This is a genomic window from Bacillus sp. K2I17 (genome assembly GCF_002209985.1).
Taxonomy (GTDB): Bacteria; Bacillota; Bacilli; order Bacillales; family Bacillaceae_G; genus Bacillus_A; species Bacillus_A wiedmannii.
The window spans coordinates 1-14,211 of record NZ_NJGF01000063.1 but is presented as its reverse complement, the minus strand read 5'-3'; the positions used below and the strand labels follow the sequence as shown (position 1 = coordinate 14,211).

At 36.0% G+C, this 14,211-nt stretch carries 15 protein-coding genes and 1 pseudogene; 2 read left to right on the top strand and 14 right to left on the bottom strand.

All coding sequences use genetic code 11. The features are described from left to right. Positions 1-434: 434 nt before the first annotated feature. The 12 genes from CER22_RS29270 to CER22_RS29215 all read right to left on the bottom strand — a co-directional run bounded on the left by CER22_RS29270 (position 435) and on the right by CER22_RS29215 (position 10,350). Positions 435-1,208, bottom strand: a complete 774-nt coding sequence (locus CER22_RS29270) for a flagellar basal-body rod protein FlgG (protein ID WP_088610292.1) — start codon at positions 1,206-1,208, stop codon at positions 435-437. 42 nt (positions 1,209-1,250) lie between these two features. Continuing rightward, positions 1,251-2,570 (bottom strand): flagellar biosynthesis protein FlhF, encoded by a 1,320-nt coding sequence (gene flhF / locus CER22_RS29265; protein WP_088610291.1) that lies wholly within the window; start codon positions 2,568-2,570, stop codon positions 1,251-1,253. Positions 2,571-2,584: 14 nt separating this feature from the next. Then, positions 2,585-4,651: a flagellar biosynthesis protein FlhA gene (flhA, locus tag CER22_RS29260; RefSeq protein WP_088610290.1), complete on the bottom strand. Its 2,067-nt coding sequence runs from the start codon at positions 4,649-4,651 to the stop codon at positions 2,585-2,587. A 24-nt stretch (positions 4,652-4,675) separates the two neighbouring features. Next, positions 4,676-5,722 carry a flagellar type III secretion system protein FlhB gene (gene flhB, locus CER22_RS29255; RefSeq protein WP_088610289.1) on the bottom strand — a complete coding sequence of 349 codons (1,047 nt, stop codon included), beginning with the start codon at positions 5,720-5,722 and terminating at the stop codon, positions 4,676-4,678. Between the two features lie 10 nt (positions 5,723-5,732). Beyond that, positions 5,733-6,494, bottom strand: a complete 762-nt coding sequence (locus CER22_RS29250; protein ID WP_088610288.1) for a flagellar biosynthetic protein FliR — start codon at positions 6,492-6,494, stop codon at positions 5,733-5,735. A 15-nt stretch (positions 6,495-6,509) separates the two neighbouring features. Beyond that, positions 6,510-6,785, bottom strand: a complete 276-nt coding sequence (locus tag CER22_RS29245; RefSeq protein WP_001098085.1) for a flagellar biosynthetic protein FliQ — start codon at positions 6,783-6,785, stop codon at positions 6,510-6,512. 33 nt (positions 6,786-6,818) lie between these two features. Next, positions 6,819-7,577 (bottom strand): flagellar type III secretion system pore protein FliP, encoded by a 759-nt coding sequence (locus tag CER22_RS29240; protein ID WP_001220587.1) that lies wholly within the window; start codon positions 7,575-7,577, stop codon positions 6,819-6,821. Then, complete coding sequence (locus CER22_RS29235; RefSeq protein WP_000121176.1) at positions 7,574-7,894, bottom strand: hypothetical protein; 321 nt, start codon at positions 7,892-7,894, stop codon at positions 7,574-7,576. The genes CER22_RS29240 and CER22_RS29235 overlap by 4 nt, the downstream gene beginning before the upstream one ends. 12 nt (positions 7,895-7,906) lie before the next feature. After that, positions 7,907-8,266: a flagellar motor switch protein FliN gene (fliN, locus tag CER22_RS29230; RefSeq protein ID WP_000680010.1), complete on the bottom strand. Its 360-nt coding sequence runs from the start codon at positions 8,264-8,266 to the stop codon at positions 7,907-7,909. A 10-nt stretch (positions 8,267-8,276) separates the two neighbouring features. Then, entirely contained in the window at positions 8,277-9,263 is a 987-nt protein-coding gene (gene fliM, locus CER22_RS29225) for a flagellar motor switch protein FliM (protein WP_088610287.1), read from the bottom strand. Positions 9,264-9,277: 14 nt separating this feature from the next. Continuing rightward, positions 9,278-9,502, bottom strand: a complete 225-nt coding sequence (locus CER22_RS29220; protein ID WP_000775712.1) for a flagellar motor switch protein FliN — start codon at positions 9,500-9,502, stop codon at positions 9,278-9,280. A gap of 62 nt (positions 9,503-9,564) precedes the next feature. Further along, positions 9,565-10,350 (bottom strand): lytic transglycosylase domain-containing protein, encoded by a 786-nt coding sequence (locus CER22_RS29215; RefSeq protein WP_088610286.1) that lies wholly within the window; start codon positions 10,348-10,350, stop codon positions 9,565-9,567. 256 nt (positions 10,351-10,606) lie between these two features. On the opposite strand from CER22_RS29215, the gene CER22_RS29210 reads away from it, so the two are divergent. Next, positions 10,607-11,428 carry a flagellin N-terminal helical domain-containing protein gene (locus CER22_RS29210; RefSeq protein WP_088610285.1) on the top strand — a complete coding sequence of 274 codons (822 nt, stop codon included), beginning with the start codon at positions 10,607-10,609 and terminating at the stop codon, positions 11,426-11,428. Positions 11,429-11,666: 238 nt separating this feature from the next. Beyond that, entirely contained in the window at positions 11,667-12,467 is an 801-nt protein-coding gene (locus tag CER22_RS29205; protein WP_088610284.1) for a flagellin N-terminal helical domain-containing protein, read from the top strand. A 94-nt stretch (positions 12,468-12,561) separates the two neighbouring features. Here CER22_RS29205 and CER22_RS29200 read toward each other — a convergent pair whose 3' ends face one another. Both CER22_RS29200 and CER22_RS33890 read right to left on the bottom strand, forming a co-directional pair. Further along, the gene (locus tag CER22_RS29200; RefSeq protein WP_142293594.1) at positions 12,562-13,509 is read right to left on the bottom strand and encodes a DNA-binding domain-containing protein; all 948 of its coding nucleotides are present in this window, start codon (positions 13,507-13,509) and stop codon (positions 12,562-12,564) included. Between the two features lie 323 nt (positions 13,510-13,832). Then, positions 13,833-14,211: pseudogene (locus CER22_RS33890) on the bottom strand (IMP dehydrogenase); the annotation flags it as partial.

Here is a 14,211-nt window from a genome sequence, read left to right as displayed (position 1 = left end):
CGAGATAGTCGTTGAACGTTCATCTTATCCATTTTGACTTAGATGATTCGAGGCGGAAGACCCATTATTCTAATGTTTAGGATTTAACCTTGCACCATCTGATTGATTTTTTCTGCTTTCGCGACATTCACACTCGCTATTTCTAGCCACGTTGTAGTTCAATCAGCTTTAGGGATTGCCCGCAGTTAACCCTCACTACTAGCCAATCACTTGACTAGCAGGGCTTGCTGATATATTTAATTAACTTTGGTTATAATTGGTTAAATAAATCGTAACAGTTAGTTACCCCTTTTTTAATTCACTTAGTTAAATAAACATTGCTATCATTATGAAATTCTATCCTCACAATAACGATGTTGATAATCATTATCATTTTATGATGTAACTGTAATAAAAGCAATAATAAAAAAAAGACTTCCGCTATGGGAAGTCTCTTATCTCAATATTTCATTCGCTTCTTTTTCATAAATTTTATCAAATGAAGTCATAACACGTTGTGACGCTGAAATCATTTTTTGATCTGTCATAAGATCAGCCATCTCTTTCGTCATATCTACATTTGAATTTTCTAGCATATGATTTTTTACTGTCCCTGTTCCGTTCGGTAAATCAGCAATGTTTCCTTCTGCTAGTGTAAAGCTTTTGTTCTCTCTTTGTACGAGACGATTATTCGCTTCTGCACCTACTGTTTTTGTTTGCAGGCGGGCAATATTATTTTGTGTTACTGCATCATATAACGTACCGTCTGCTTGTACAGCTACTTTTGCTCCTTCTGGAATACGAATACGTTCATTATTCTCTCCCATTACGAAAGCGCCTGAAGTTGTTTGTAAATAACGATCACTATTTAATGTAAAACTACCGTCTCTCGTTAAAAACGTTTCATTATTTTTAGATGTAACGAAAAACGATGATGTGCCGGCCGTACCGTCATCTAAAAAGAAATCTGTATCACTATTTGTCATTTGTATATTTCCTTGTACTAAGTTCACATGCGTTGCGGCTGGTACTACAGCGTAATCAGTCGAACCGATATTTGTCACAGCCCCATCTCCGCGGCGATATGTGTCTTGTACATCAAATACTTTAGAAGTCATATTTTCTGCTTTAAATCCTGTCGTTTGAGCATTTGCAACGTTATTCGAATGAACATTAATGCGCTGCATGTAATTCATCATACCCATAGAACCTATATAAAGACCGTTCATAATCGTTTGAATAAGGCAGTTGCCTTATCCTTCACCTCTCTTCTATGATGTTTGCAACATTTGTTTCGCTAAATGTTCAGCTGTAGCGATATGTATATGTTGCTTCACGTCTTGTCCGTCTGTCATTAATACAATTGGAGCTGATGATACTGCTGGAATTTTCAACAATTCACCACTACTTGCTGTTTCATCAAATTTCGTAAATACGATACCATCAATATGAATATCTTTAAAATTCGTAATGATTTCAATCATGTCTTTACTTTTCATCGAAGCTGATAACGTTAAACAAATATAATCTGGCTCTACTTGTCCCATCGTTTCAATCATTTCTTCTACTGTTTCTGACGCACGATAATTTTTTCCGGCTGTATCAATTAAAATATAATCGACGCGCGCTTCTTCTTTAAAATACGTAAGCGCTCTTGTCATTGCAGCTTCATCACGTACAGCGATTACTTCAAATCCAATTGTCTTTACGTAATCTTGCAGTTGCTGTACTGTTCCAATGCGCGAATGATCTGTCGTAATAAAACCGACCGTTTTTTTCTTACCGTGAAACTGCCATGCCATTTTCGCAAGAGTCGTCGTTTTTCCAACTCCAGTTGGGCCGATTAATGCAATTGTTTGCACTTCTTTTTCAAAAACGTTTTCCGTATTGAAATGAGATCTCATATCTTCCAATATGTATCCGATCACTTCTTCTTCTGTAATCATCGTTGCATTCTCAAACTTCACTTTTAACTTCTCAGCATATGCATGAATGAAATATTGTTCTACATCGTTTTGCTCTAGCATGCGAATTACTTTTTGAATAATAAACGGTACAGATTCTTGGTTTTCTTTTTTTACAACCACTTCTTCTTTCTTGACCGGAACAACTTTTTTCACAGTTTTTTGCTTTTTTGTTACTTTCGCTACTTTCGTTTCTTCCGTCTGTTTCACAACGACGATACCTTTTTCAAACAGCTTTAATAGTTTCTCTTTCTTTCTTGTCCATTCTTCACTATTTCCTGTTTGCATCGCCGCATATGACATAGAAGTCGTCACGTTTTCTAAATTGTGCAGTACCGATTGAATTCCGTTCGCCTTTACAATTTGTTCTGAAGAATCATTTACAACATCCATTAGTTGTTCATGAAATTGAGCTGTGCCTTCATTCACTTCTTCCTGTTTATCCTCTGGAAAAGCAACTAACATTTCATAATTCTTTTTCCAAAAAAACGGGATATTTCGTTTTACACTTTCATCGACAACGTAATAATAATCTGTACCATATTGGTCAAATAACTTTCGATACAATTCATTTTTCGAAGCTGCTTTTATTCGCATTAACGCTTCTTTCTTTTCTGTACTTTCCATTACTTCACCCCCTACTATTCAATATAGGCAATTTGATCTACAACAATTTCCGGTGCTAATTCGCTAATACAAAGTACTTGCGCTTCTACTTGATAACGCTCAAGAAGTCTTACAATCGCAAATCTGAAATCTTTTCTACGCGTTAGTAATACTGGTTCTCTTCCCATTAAACGAGCTTGTTTAAAGACACGCTGTACTTGTTCAACAACACGTGTTTCTAAATCTAAATCCCAGTTTAATAAGTAACCTTGGTATGAATTATTTACAACATCCGCATCTAACTCGATTGAATCTGAGAAGAGCGCCGCATAAATTTTACCGTCAGGATTTTTCGCATTTTCACAAATCACTTTTGAAATACATTCACGGACGAATGACGTTACACCGTCAACGTGGTTTTGATAAATTTCTTTTCCGTCAATAATACCTTCAATAATGGTTGGTAAATCACGAATAGAAATACCTTCTTTTAGAAGTTGTTTAATAACATTTTGAACGAGTGATAAGTCGATTTCTTTCTTCTTAATCTCTTCTAATAAAACACCGTTATCATTTTCAAGCGAGTTAATTAAGTCTTTTACATGTTGACGCTGAATTAACTCATGAAGATTACGTCTAACGATAACATCTAAATGTGTAATTAATATGCTAAGCGGCTCTAATACTTGATAGCCTTTCATTTGTGCATCTTGTACCATATGTTCTAAAATCCAATATCCATCTTCACCGAAAATCGGATCTTTCGCTGGTTCTGCATCTAAATCGGCCATTACATTCGGTGTTTTCAGTGCTAATAAATAACCTGATTTCAAAACACCTTCAGCTGCCTTCGCACCTTTAATACGAATAATGTAACGTCCGCGTGGTCTAAAACTCGTATTATCTTTAAAGTTAATGCCAGGAACGTTAATACCAAGGTCGGTAATAATCGACTTCCTCATAAGAACAACTTTATCACGAGCTGTTTCCCCGTTAATCTTCTGCTTTACAAGGGCTGCTAAATCTAAACCGAGTTCTACTATAATTGGATATTTATCTGTAAATACTCCGAATGAATCTTCCACTTGTTGCAGTTGCTCATCTTCGCCTTGAATCATTTCTAATTCTTTTTGAAGCTCGTCTTCTTTTTCTTTCTTTATTCGGTTTTTATTACGAATTCCTAAGAAGACAATTGTTCCACCAACAAGTGCGAATGGTAGAAATGGTAGCGGAGTAAAAATACCCATTGCGATAAATAAACCACCAAGCGCATATACAACAACTTCATGTGCTAATAACTCTTTAAAGATACCTTCTGTTACCGTATCCGCTGAACCATCAAATACACGCGTTACGATAATACCAGTTGAAATCGCAAGCATTAACGAACCGATTTGGTTTACGATTCCGTCACCGACAGTTAGCTGTGTATAGTGAATAGCTGCTTCAGCAAAACTCATGCCCTGCTGCATCATCCCGACAATTAAACCGAAAATAATGTTTACGAATAAAATGACAATCCCGAAAATAACGTCCCCTTTAATGAACTTTCCGGCACCATCCATCGCTCCGTAAAACTCTGTTTCCATATTTAATTTCTTTCGTTTTGCCTGTGCATCTTTTTCAGTAATAATACGCTGGTTTAAATCAGCATCGATCGACATTTGTTTCCCGGGTAAAGAATCAAGTGTAAAACGAGCTGCAACTTCAGCTGTACGAGATGCACCGTTTGCAACGATAAACTGGAATATGATTAATACTATGAAAATAACGATACCAATTAATAAGTTCCCGCCAATAACAAACTGACCGAACTCTTCAATAACATGCCCCGCATTTCCGTCTGTCAAAATCGCTCGCGTCGTCGATACGTTAATCGATACGCGGAAAATCCCGATTAATAACAGCATCGTCGGAAATGACTTTAATTCATCCCACTCGTTAATACTTGTTGCTCGCATATAAATAAGCACTGACATACTTAGTAAAAAAACGATAACGATATCAAGTATAAATGGTGGAAGTGGAATTAAGAGCGCCACTACGAATGACGCTGCTAAAAAGATAGAAAAATAGGTTCTTGCAGAATCTATCTTAAACACAAGAGATCTCCTCCAACCGCGCTATTATACTTCAAGTTCATTCGTTTGAATTAAATAGCGCATAACTTCAATTACAGCTACGTATAAATCTTCTGGAATCGTCTCATCTTCCTCGACTTGATAATATAAAGAACGAGCAAGCGGACGGTTTTCCACCATTGGTATTTCTTGTTCGCGGGCAAGCGTTCGTATATATAATGCGAGCTCATCTTCCCCTTTTGCAACGACAATTGGTGCTGCATCAACCTGTTTATTGTACCGAAGTACGACCGAAATATGAGTCGGATTGTTTACAATAAACGTTGCACCATCCATCTTCTTCGCAATTGTCCCTTGCAAGATGGCATGCATAAAGTTTTTTCGCTTTCCCTTTACTTGCGGGTCCCCTTCATTATCTTTATGCTCTCTTTTTACTTCTTCTTTTTTCATCTTAATATCTTGTTCGTACTCCCATTTTTGATAAATAAAATCAATAATAGAAAGAACGATTAATATAATTAAAATAGCTAAAAAGATAAATTTAATTTGCCTAATAATTTCAGTAAGTGACGCAGTCCAGTTAAATCCAATCATACTAACAATCTTCTCTAAATTCTTTTTAAAGAGAACGTAAGAAACGTACCCGATTAATCCCATATAAAATAGTGATTTCAAAATATCTACTAAACTTTTACGACTAAACAATCTCGTAAAATAGTTTTTTGGATTAATACGCGACGCTTTCGGCTTAATAACTTTAGAAGAAAATAAGAAACCGACTTGAATCATATAATTGAATAAATGAAAAGCGTATACGAGTATTAAGATTGGCGCTGAAACTTTTAGTAATAAAATACCCATTAAATAAAAATACTCGGTCGAATCTGTATTTTTTCCAATTTGATCAAACAGTACTGCTACAGAGTTTGCAATCTCATAACCGAGCCAATCTCCGAAAAAATAAACGACAACTGCTAATACAAGTATGGAAAATAAATTATTTAAATCTTTACTCCGGGCAATATTCCCTTCTTCACGCGATTTCTTACGCTTCTGCGGGGTGGCCTTTTCTGTTTTATTATCCTTTGCCATGCGCGTCCCCCTACTTCGTTAAGAAAAAGTTAAATAGTTTCGTATATTCCTCAAGCAATACATCCGTCATATTTTTAAACACATAACCGAGCATCGGTACACTCATCGCAATAAACAAAATACCACATGTGATTTTAATGACGTACGCATTCATAAAAACGTTTAATTGCGGAGCGTTTTTTGCGATTAAAATTAAAACAAAGTTAATGATGAACAAACTTCCCATAAGCGGAAGAGCAATTTCAACCGCTGATGTAATCGCAAATAATAACGTTGCGAGTAGACTATCTAGGAAACTAGTCGTCAGCAATTTTGAAATCGCCTCTGTATATTGAAACGACTTTAAAATCGTGGCAACGAAATAATTAATGCCGCCAAGTGAAATAAAAATAATGAGAAAAAATATATCAAAAATGGTTGAAAGTAAAGTAGACTGTGAACCTGCATTTACATCAAACAAACTTGCCTGTGATAAACCGATATCAAAGTCTAAAATATGCCCTGCCATTTTTGGAATGTTCCACAGCATTTCTACAATTTTTGAAAGCGATAATCCAATTACAATTTGCGTACCTGCATAAGCTGCAACGTCCCAAGTTGTCTTTATGTGAGAGACATCAACTTGATCGGCAACTGTAATTGAAAGAGCAAGTCCAACTGTAACCTTCGCCATCGCTGGAATGGATCGACCTGAGAAAAACGGTAAAAAATATAAAAATGAAGTAATGCGGCAAAACGCAAAAAACATCGCCGCCCATAATTCCATATTCATTTCAGTTCACCTATCTTAGTACGAACGCAATAGCGAGGGGATTTTATCAAATAAATCTAAAATAAGTGTCGTTAACTCTTGAAACATCCACGGACCTAAAATGATAATAACGAGCACAATACTCGCCATTTTCGGTAAAAACGTCAGCGTTTGTTCTTGAATTTGCATCATCGCCATAATGACAGCGATAATAATAACGACAATCATACTAACACCGGCAACCGGCATTAAAATCATAACCCCTTTATAAAAAAAGGTTTGAAAAATATCTATAATTGGTGACGTATTCATTTATATGACTCCTATCACATAGCATCAAACGCTTCAGGCGACCGTTTTAAACATAATATCGACGATTTTTGTATATCCACCTAAATATACGAAAACGAGTATTTTAAATGGTAAACTTAAAATCATCGGCGGTACCATCATCATCCCGAGGTACATTAAAAGTGTACTAATAATCAAATCTATAAATACAAACGCTAAATAAATGAACATCCCCGTTAATAACCCTTTTTGGATTTGCGTTAACGTAAAGGATGGTACGAGCGTAAATAAGGAAAGATCTTTCAAATCTTTCGGCAACTCTTCTCCGCGCACTTTCAGCATCATTTTTAAATCATGCTTATATGTATGCTTTGACATATACTCTTTCATAATCGGAGCTGTCGTCTCCGCAGCTTGACTTACTGTTATTTTCTCTTTCGTCATCGGATCCCAAACATCGCTCTTTAGCTGCCCAAGTACAGGCTGCATCGTGAAGAGGGATAAAAATAGTGCAAGTCCTACAAGCACTTGGTTCGGTGGTAAGTTCATTACCCCAAGTCCTTGACGTGTAATCCCAAGAACGATCATAAAATAAGTAAAATGTGTAAATAATAGAACGATAGAAGAAGATAATGATAAAAGGGTAACGAGCGCAAATAACTGTACACTTGAATTACTCGTAAACTCTTTTCCATTTTCGAAATTAATAAAACCGTTCGGGGCCGCATACGCTGGATTTACAAAAACAATTGAAAAAACGATAGAAAATACGAAAATAACGGCTAATAATGATAACTGTTTCTTTATTCTCATGATGGATCCTCTACTTTTTTCGTTTCACTCTTCACCGCGTCTTCTAGCGCTTGTTGAAACTGATTTCCTGTTCCTGTTAATTGCACAGACTGCACACCGTTATTACTAATAACAGTGAACACTTGCTTGCCATCTACTTCAAATAAAAAGGCGCTCGTTTGATGATTTAAATACACCCCGTCTTTCACTTGAATATGGCCATTTTCACCTTGCTTAAAAAACTGCTGCTTGCGCGTCTTTTTCGTCATATAATATGCACCGTATCCGAGCGCACCAAACAGTAAAACGACTTGAAATAAGGTCGTCATATACGACATATGACTCCTCCTCTACTCTTTATCTTGCATTTGACTTTGCGCTTTCATAAGCGCAGCTTGCTTCTTATCGGCTTCAATTTCAGAAATGATAATACCGAACTTCTCGTCCATTACGATCGCTTCACCGATGCCGACTTTCATATTACTTAAATACACATCTACTTTATGTCCTAGGTTTTTCTCTACTTCCAGAACATCGCCAACTTTTAACTGTTTCACATCACCAAGCGTAATAGATGACTTTCCAAGCTTTACACCAAGTTCAATCGAAATATCTGAAACGGTATCAATATGTGCTTTACCCGCTTCATTTCGCTTTCCTGCAAAATCTTCTAATCCCATTAATGACACAGGAGATACTTCATGCTTCATATGGATCCTCCTACTCTACAAAACTTTTAAATAAGAGCGCCTTACGCGTTCCATCTTTCCCAATAAAACAATTAAATTTATGCTTTCCATCTACATAACCAAGTAATTCATCCGAAACTTTCGTATGAAGCGGAATAATATCGCCTTCTTCAATTTGTTCAATCTCACCCATTGTCATCTTCTGTTCACCAATCGCAACGTGAACAGGTTTAAACACTTGATTTACTTTCACTTCTACTTCAGACGTATACTTTTTACGCTTATCCGAAGAATGTTCGACAATATTTTCAGACGTTAACTTATCCATAATTTCTTCAACAGATAAGAATGGAATACCGATACGCACCGTCGTATTCCAAAAATCTGTTTTCATATTTACGTTCAGTAATGAAATGATATCACTCGCTGTCGTAATCTTTAATGCATTCGGGTCTGTCTCCGTCGTTACAAATTTCGGTTCAATCGCAACAACGCTTTCAAATGATTGCTCTAAATTTTTACAAAGGAGCATAAAAATATTATCCAGTGTTAAAAACTCAAATGCGGTAAGTGGTCTGCGCATCGTAAAGTTACGCTTACTATCTCCGCCAAGCCAACATTCATGAATATAAATAACGAACGCTAAATCAATCTCAATAACAATTTCTCCAAGCTCTGGTAAACCGAGATCAATTACACAATATAAATAATAATCTTTCGGCATTTTCTCCACATACTCACTCGTAAATGGAACTTGCTCAACCGTTGAAGGCTCAAGCTCAATTGGAATACGCATACGCGCTGACAACGTCTGTGACGTCTGTTTACCAAATGTAGAAGCAATTGCTTGCAAGCTACGTAAATGCTCAACACCAAACTTCTCCGGTCTATTAAAATCATACTCTTGAAATTTCTCTTGCTTCCCTGCTTCTTGTGCGAAAGCTGGCATTTCCTCGCCTTCATTTACCGCCTTCAGCAGGGCATCAATTTGCTCTTGGCTTAATTTTTCGCCACTCATGACAATCCCCTTCCCTACCTTTTCAATTCAACGATTTCAACGTACATCTTCCCGTTTTTCGTCAAAATCTTTCCGGTTCCAATCTCTTCATTCTCAAGCATAAGACGCACCGTATTTTTCGTTGAATTTTCAAGACGATACAATGTACCTTTCGTAATATGAAGCAAATCTTCAATTTTCTTTTTCGTATTTCCGATTTCAAAATAAATTGTTAACGGAATATCATCTTGTAATTTCAAATCTAGCCAACTCCCATATCATGTTCACGAAAATTTCATGTTCTCTCTATATATGAAATTTCTTATTTTGAAACGTCGATATTTAATATTTTTTTAATATATCCTTGCGTTTCTTTAAATGGCGGTACGCCTCCGTACTTTCTCACATTACCAGGGCCAGCATTATAAGAAGCAAGTGCCAATACTAAGTCGCCGTTATTCTTCTTTAAATAACCGCTTAACTCTTTCACGCCGCCCTCAATACTTTCAGCTGGTGAAAATGGATTTTTTATACCCATCTCTTTCACATTCGCTGGCATAAGCTGCATTAGCCCCATCGCTCCTGCGTGTGACACCGTTTTCGGATTAAAATCAGATTCTACTTCAATCATTTTTTGAATTAACGTTTTCGGAATTCCGTATGTACGACTTACCCGATCAATAATATCCTCATACTTACCTTCATTGGAAGAACGTATTTTTTGAATATTATACTTCTTCGTTAATCCCCACGTATCAGCAGCCTCATTTTTCGTTTCTGGGAAACGTCGTTCAAACTCTTTTTGCGCAACTTGCACTTCATCTGCTTTCTTCGTTTCAGTCTTTTCTTCAGGCTTACTCGCTTCCTCTACTTTATTAATAGTTTCTACCGGCTTATTAACAACCGCTTCTATTTTCGTAGATTGTACCGGCTGACTCATATCTTCTACTTTTGCCGGCTGCGTAGTAGCCTTCGTCTCCTTCGCAGGCTCACTCTGCAGCTTCTCTTGAAAACGACTACTAACGAATGCTTGTGGACTACTTAGCTTTTGCTGAATTTGTCCTTTCTTATATGCAAGGACTTCTTTTACTATATTTCCAACTATCATAATATCACCTTTTCGGTAAACAAAGATAATCTAATATTAGAGTTTTTTTTTAAAGTTTGCAATAATCCTTTTAATAATATTGTAATAAAAAAATGAATATATTGTTAAACTGTTATTTTTTTATATTTATTAATTCGAATTTTTAGTTGACACCCGCTATGACAGGGATTACAATAAATCTCGAAATTGATTTTTTCGCATATTACCGTTTTTCAATTTGCAGAAAAGTCAATATAAAAAAATGGGGGTTCTTAACATGAGAATTAATACAAACATTAACAGCATGCGTACTCAAGAGTACATGCGCCAAAACCAAGACAAAATGAATACAGCTATGAATCGTTTATCAAGCGGTAAATCAATCAACAGTGCGGCTGACGATGCAGCAGGCTTAGCTATCGCTACTCGTATGCGTGCAAAAGAAGGCGGCTTAATCGTGGGTGCTCGTAACACACAAGATGCTATGTCCGCATTACGTACTGGTGATTCAGCATTACAATCAATTTCAAACATCTTACTTCGTATGCGTGATCTTGCAACACAAGCATCAAGTGGTACAAATGGCGATACCGATGTTGCTTCTATAGGCAAAGAATACGCTGAGTTAAAATTAGAAATTGACCATATTGCTGACAAAACAAATTTCAATGGTAAGGCATTCTTAGCAGAAGCTACTGGTGGTAACGCTGATATCTCGGTTCAACTTTCTGATGCTACAGGAGATACATTAGAAATCCAATCTCTAGATGTAAAAGAGTTAACAACTAAAAATTTAGGCGATAGTATGGCTAATAATGCAGAAGCAGCAGCAGAATTAGTACCACTTGACGCTGCTATCCAAGCAATTGCAGACGCTAGAGCAACTTTCGGTTCTCAATTAAACCGTTTAGACCATAACTTAAACAACGTAACTAGCCAAGCCACAAACATGGCAGCTGCTGCTTCTCAAATCGAAGACGCTGACATGGCGAAAGAAATGTCTGAAATGACTAAGTTCAAAATCTTGAACGAAGCTGGTATCAGCATGCTTTCTCAAGCAAACCAAACTCCACAAATGGTTTCTAAATTATTACAATAAGCCATTTGAGTTAGTTTCCTGAATAAACCTCTCTGCTTGCGGAGAGGTTTATTTTTTGTAAAACCTTCCTTTTTTGATGGAAGAGAGCATCTGCAGTGCATAGAAGCGGTCAGTGCTTATCTTGATCCCCTCTTATGTTAAAACACAAGCAACAAATGAGCATACACCTTTTTATCTTTTCATGACCGTTTATTAGCTTTAGAACACTAACTATATCAATCTATAAGGAGTGTCTATTATGCGTATTGGTACAAATGTTTTGAGTATGAATGCCAGGCAGTCGTTTTATGAGAATGAGAAACGTATGAATGTTACGATGGAGCATTTGGCTACTGGTAAGAAGTTAAACCATGCTTCTGATAACCCTGCTAATGTTGCGATTATGACTCGTATGCATGCACGAGCGAGTGGTATGCGCGTGGCGATTCGTAATAATGAAGATGCGATATCGATGCTTCGCACAGCGGAAGCTGCACTTCAAACTGTGACGAATATTTTACAGCGTATGCGTGATTTAGCTATTCAATCTGCGAACGGTACAAATTCAAATAAAAACCGTGATTCATTGAATAAAGAGTTTCAATCTTTAAAAAAACAAATTGGCTATATTGGCGAGACGACTGAGTTTAATGATTTATCCGTATTTGACGGACAAAACCGTCCTGTTATATTAGATGATATTGGTCATACAGTAAATATAACGAAACACATTCCTCCTTCCCCTACTCAATATGACATCAAGATTTCAACAGAACAAGAAGCAAGAGCGGCGATTCGTAAAATTGAAGAGGCTTTACAAAATGTATCACTTCATCGTGCTGATCTTGGGGCTATGATGAATCGTTTACAGTTTAATATTGAAAATTTAAATAGCCAAAGAATGGCTCTAACAGATGCTTCTTCTCAAATTGAAGATGCAGATATGGCGCAGGAAATGAGCGATTTTTTAAGGTTTAAATTGTTAACTGAAGTTGCACTTAGTATGGTTTCACAGGCTAATCAAATTCCGCAAATGGTTTCTAAGTTACTACGATCGTAAAAATTCATCCTCCTTCTTTGGAACGATTCCACACAAAACAAAAGGGAAATACATATACACTATGTATCTCCCTTTTATTTTGTACCCAATTTTTTTATTGTGTTACGGTCATAACTTGTCCGCTACGATCGACCATAATTTTCATTTTTCCATCTTGAGCGTTATATAGCCCTAGCTTATGTAGGTCTTGTTTACACTCTTTTACGAAGTAAGGTAATGTGCGAATTTGATCGATATCAGAGCTCGTAATGAAATGAATTAAATGATGCGTCATTTCTTTAATATCAAAGACGAGTTCTTCCTTCTCCCTCTTTAACCTTTCATTTTCAAACTGTAGCGACTTTAATTGACTTTCAAGGTCACGTGTATTTTTTTCATCTTTCGAACGATCTGCAGCCATGCTAGAAAGCTTATAAATACCTTCCATGAATTGATGCAGTTCATGTTCCTTCTTTTCGCTACATTGACTAATTGTTTCAAAGTTGTCAACGATACCCGATATAACTGTTACAAGACTTTTTTCATCCTCTTTACTTCGAACGTCTTCTTTTACTTCTTGTTTTCTTTCTTGTCTCGTCTCAACAATCTTCTCTTTCACAGGTTTATATTTTCGTTTTCGACCTGGTTTTTGTTTTTCAATATTTTCAAAAGACATCTCTTGTTTTTTTAATTTATAATACGTGTTTTGTAATTGGCTTTCTGTTTTCGGAAAAATATTCAATTCATTTTTACTAACATATTTTGAAATATTTGCGATGTTTAAACCGTGACGTTGACAAAATTGATACACTTCATATAATAGTTCTAACTCAGATTTCAGCCATGTAATTACTGATTCTTCATATGCTCGCATACCGCCATTTTTTTCTATATCTATTTGAAATAGTACCATTCTTTTATATAAAGCAACTAGCTCTTCATACCCTATTCTGAATTGTTTCTCTATTTTTTTGAATTCCGCATCTAGTTTCATATCGTTCATTTTATTATTTGACATGTTTTGTAAAAGACTCAATACATTAATTGCTGTGTGGTGATACATAATATGTGTCACTCCCCCTCATCCTTTCACAATTCTCATCTGACTCCCATGTCTTTTAAGAAAATATAAATTTTAACATATCCATATTATAACATTTCGAAATTATCTGTCAAATAATTAACATATAAAAAGATATAAAAAGTATAAAATCAGATTTAGCTATTTCATTTATGCATAAAGCATTTCTCCCGTAAATTTAAATATCCCATTTTAAAAATATTTTTTATTACTATCTATATTACTTAACCAAAAACAAGAACGCCAAGAGATCTACTTCCTCCTGGCGCTCTCTATTGAACTACTAATTTTTAATACTCTACCTTTTATTCACCTATAAAATCTTTTGCTACACGTACACTTTCTTCCTTATTCACGTTTGTTACTGTAATATATACCTTTCCTGCTTTCTCACCTAATTGAGGAATTTTAACATTTACTGCCGTTTTTGAGTCAGCAACGGTTGCTGATTTCAGCTCGTTACCTTCTTGTGCCGCGTCATATACTTTCACTACATCTCCAGCTTTTAAGCCTGTCACTCGAACAATATCATCTTCACCAGCATCATTATTTAACACAACAATATTACTTGCATTTGGAGCCGCTGTAATTTCTGTATCATATGCTTTCACTGTACGTGTACTTTCTAACTCACCTTTACTTTGTACACTTACGTATACATTGCCTTTTGTTTTTGCGTCTTTT

Coding starts and splice junctions, on each gene's coding strand:
- CER22_RS29240 (WP_001220587.1), bottom strand. CDS start 7,577: ATGAGAATAAAGAAACAGTTATCATTATTAGCCGTTATTTTCGTATTT.
- CER22_RS29235 (WP_000121176.1), bottom strand. CDS start 7,894: ATGTCGTATATGACGACCTTATTTCAAGTCGTTTTACTGTTTGGTGCG.
- CER22_RS29210 (WP_088610285.1), top strand. CDS start 10,607: ATGAGAATTAATACAAACATTAACAGCATGCGTACTCAAGAGTACATG.
- CER22_RS29200 (WP_142293594.1), bottom strand. CDS start 13,509: ATGTATCACCACACAGCAATTAATGTATTGAGTCTTTTACAAAACATG.
- flhB (WP_088610289.1), bottom strand. CDS start 5,722: ATGGCAAAGGATAATAAAACAGAAAAGGCCACCCCGCAGAAGCGTAAG.
- CER22_RS29250 (WP_088610288.1), bottom strand. CDS start 6,494: ATGAATATGGAATTATGGGCGGCGATGTTTTTTGCGTTTTGCCGCATT.
- fliM (WP_088610287.1), bottom strand. CDS start 9,263: ATGAGTGGCGAAAAATTAAGCCAAGAGCAAATTGATGCCCTGCTGAAG.
- fliN (WP_000680010.1), bottom strand. CDS start 8,266: ATGAAGCATGAAGTATCTCCTGTGTCATTAATGGGATTAGAAGATTTT.
- flhF (WP_088610291.1), bottom strand. CDS start 2,570: ATGGAAAGTACAGAAAAGAAAGAAGCGTTAATGCGAATAAAAGCAGCT.
- CER22_RS29205 (WP_088610284.1), top strand. CDS start 11,667: ATGCGTATTGGTACAAATGTTTTGAGTATGAATGCCAGGCAGTCGTTT.
- CER22_RS29215 (WP_088610286.1), bottom strand. CDS start 10,350: ATGATAGTTGGAAATATAGTAAAAGAAGTCCTTGCATATAAGAAAGGA.
- CER22_RS29270 (WP_088610292.1), bottom strand. CDS start 1,208: ATGAACGGTCTTTATATAGGTTCTATGGGTATGATGAATTACATGCAG.
- CER22_RS29245 (WP_001098085.1), bottom strand. CDS start 6,785: ATGAATACGTCACCAATTATAGATATTTTTCAAACCTTTTTTTATAAA.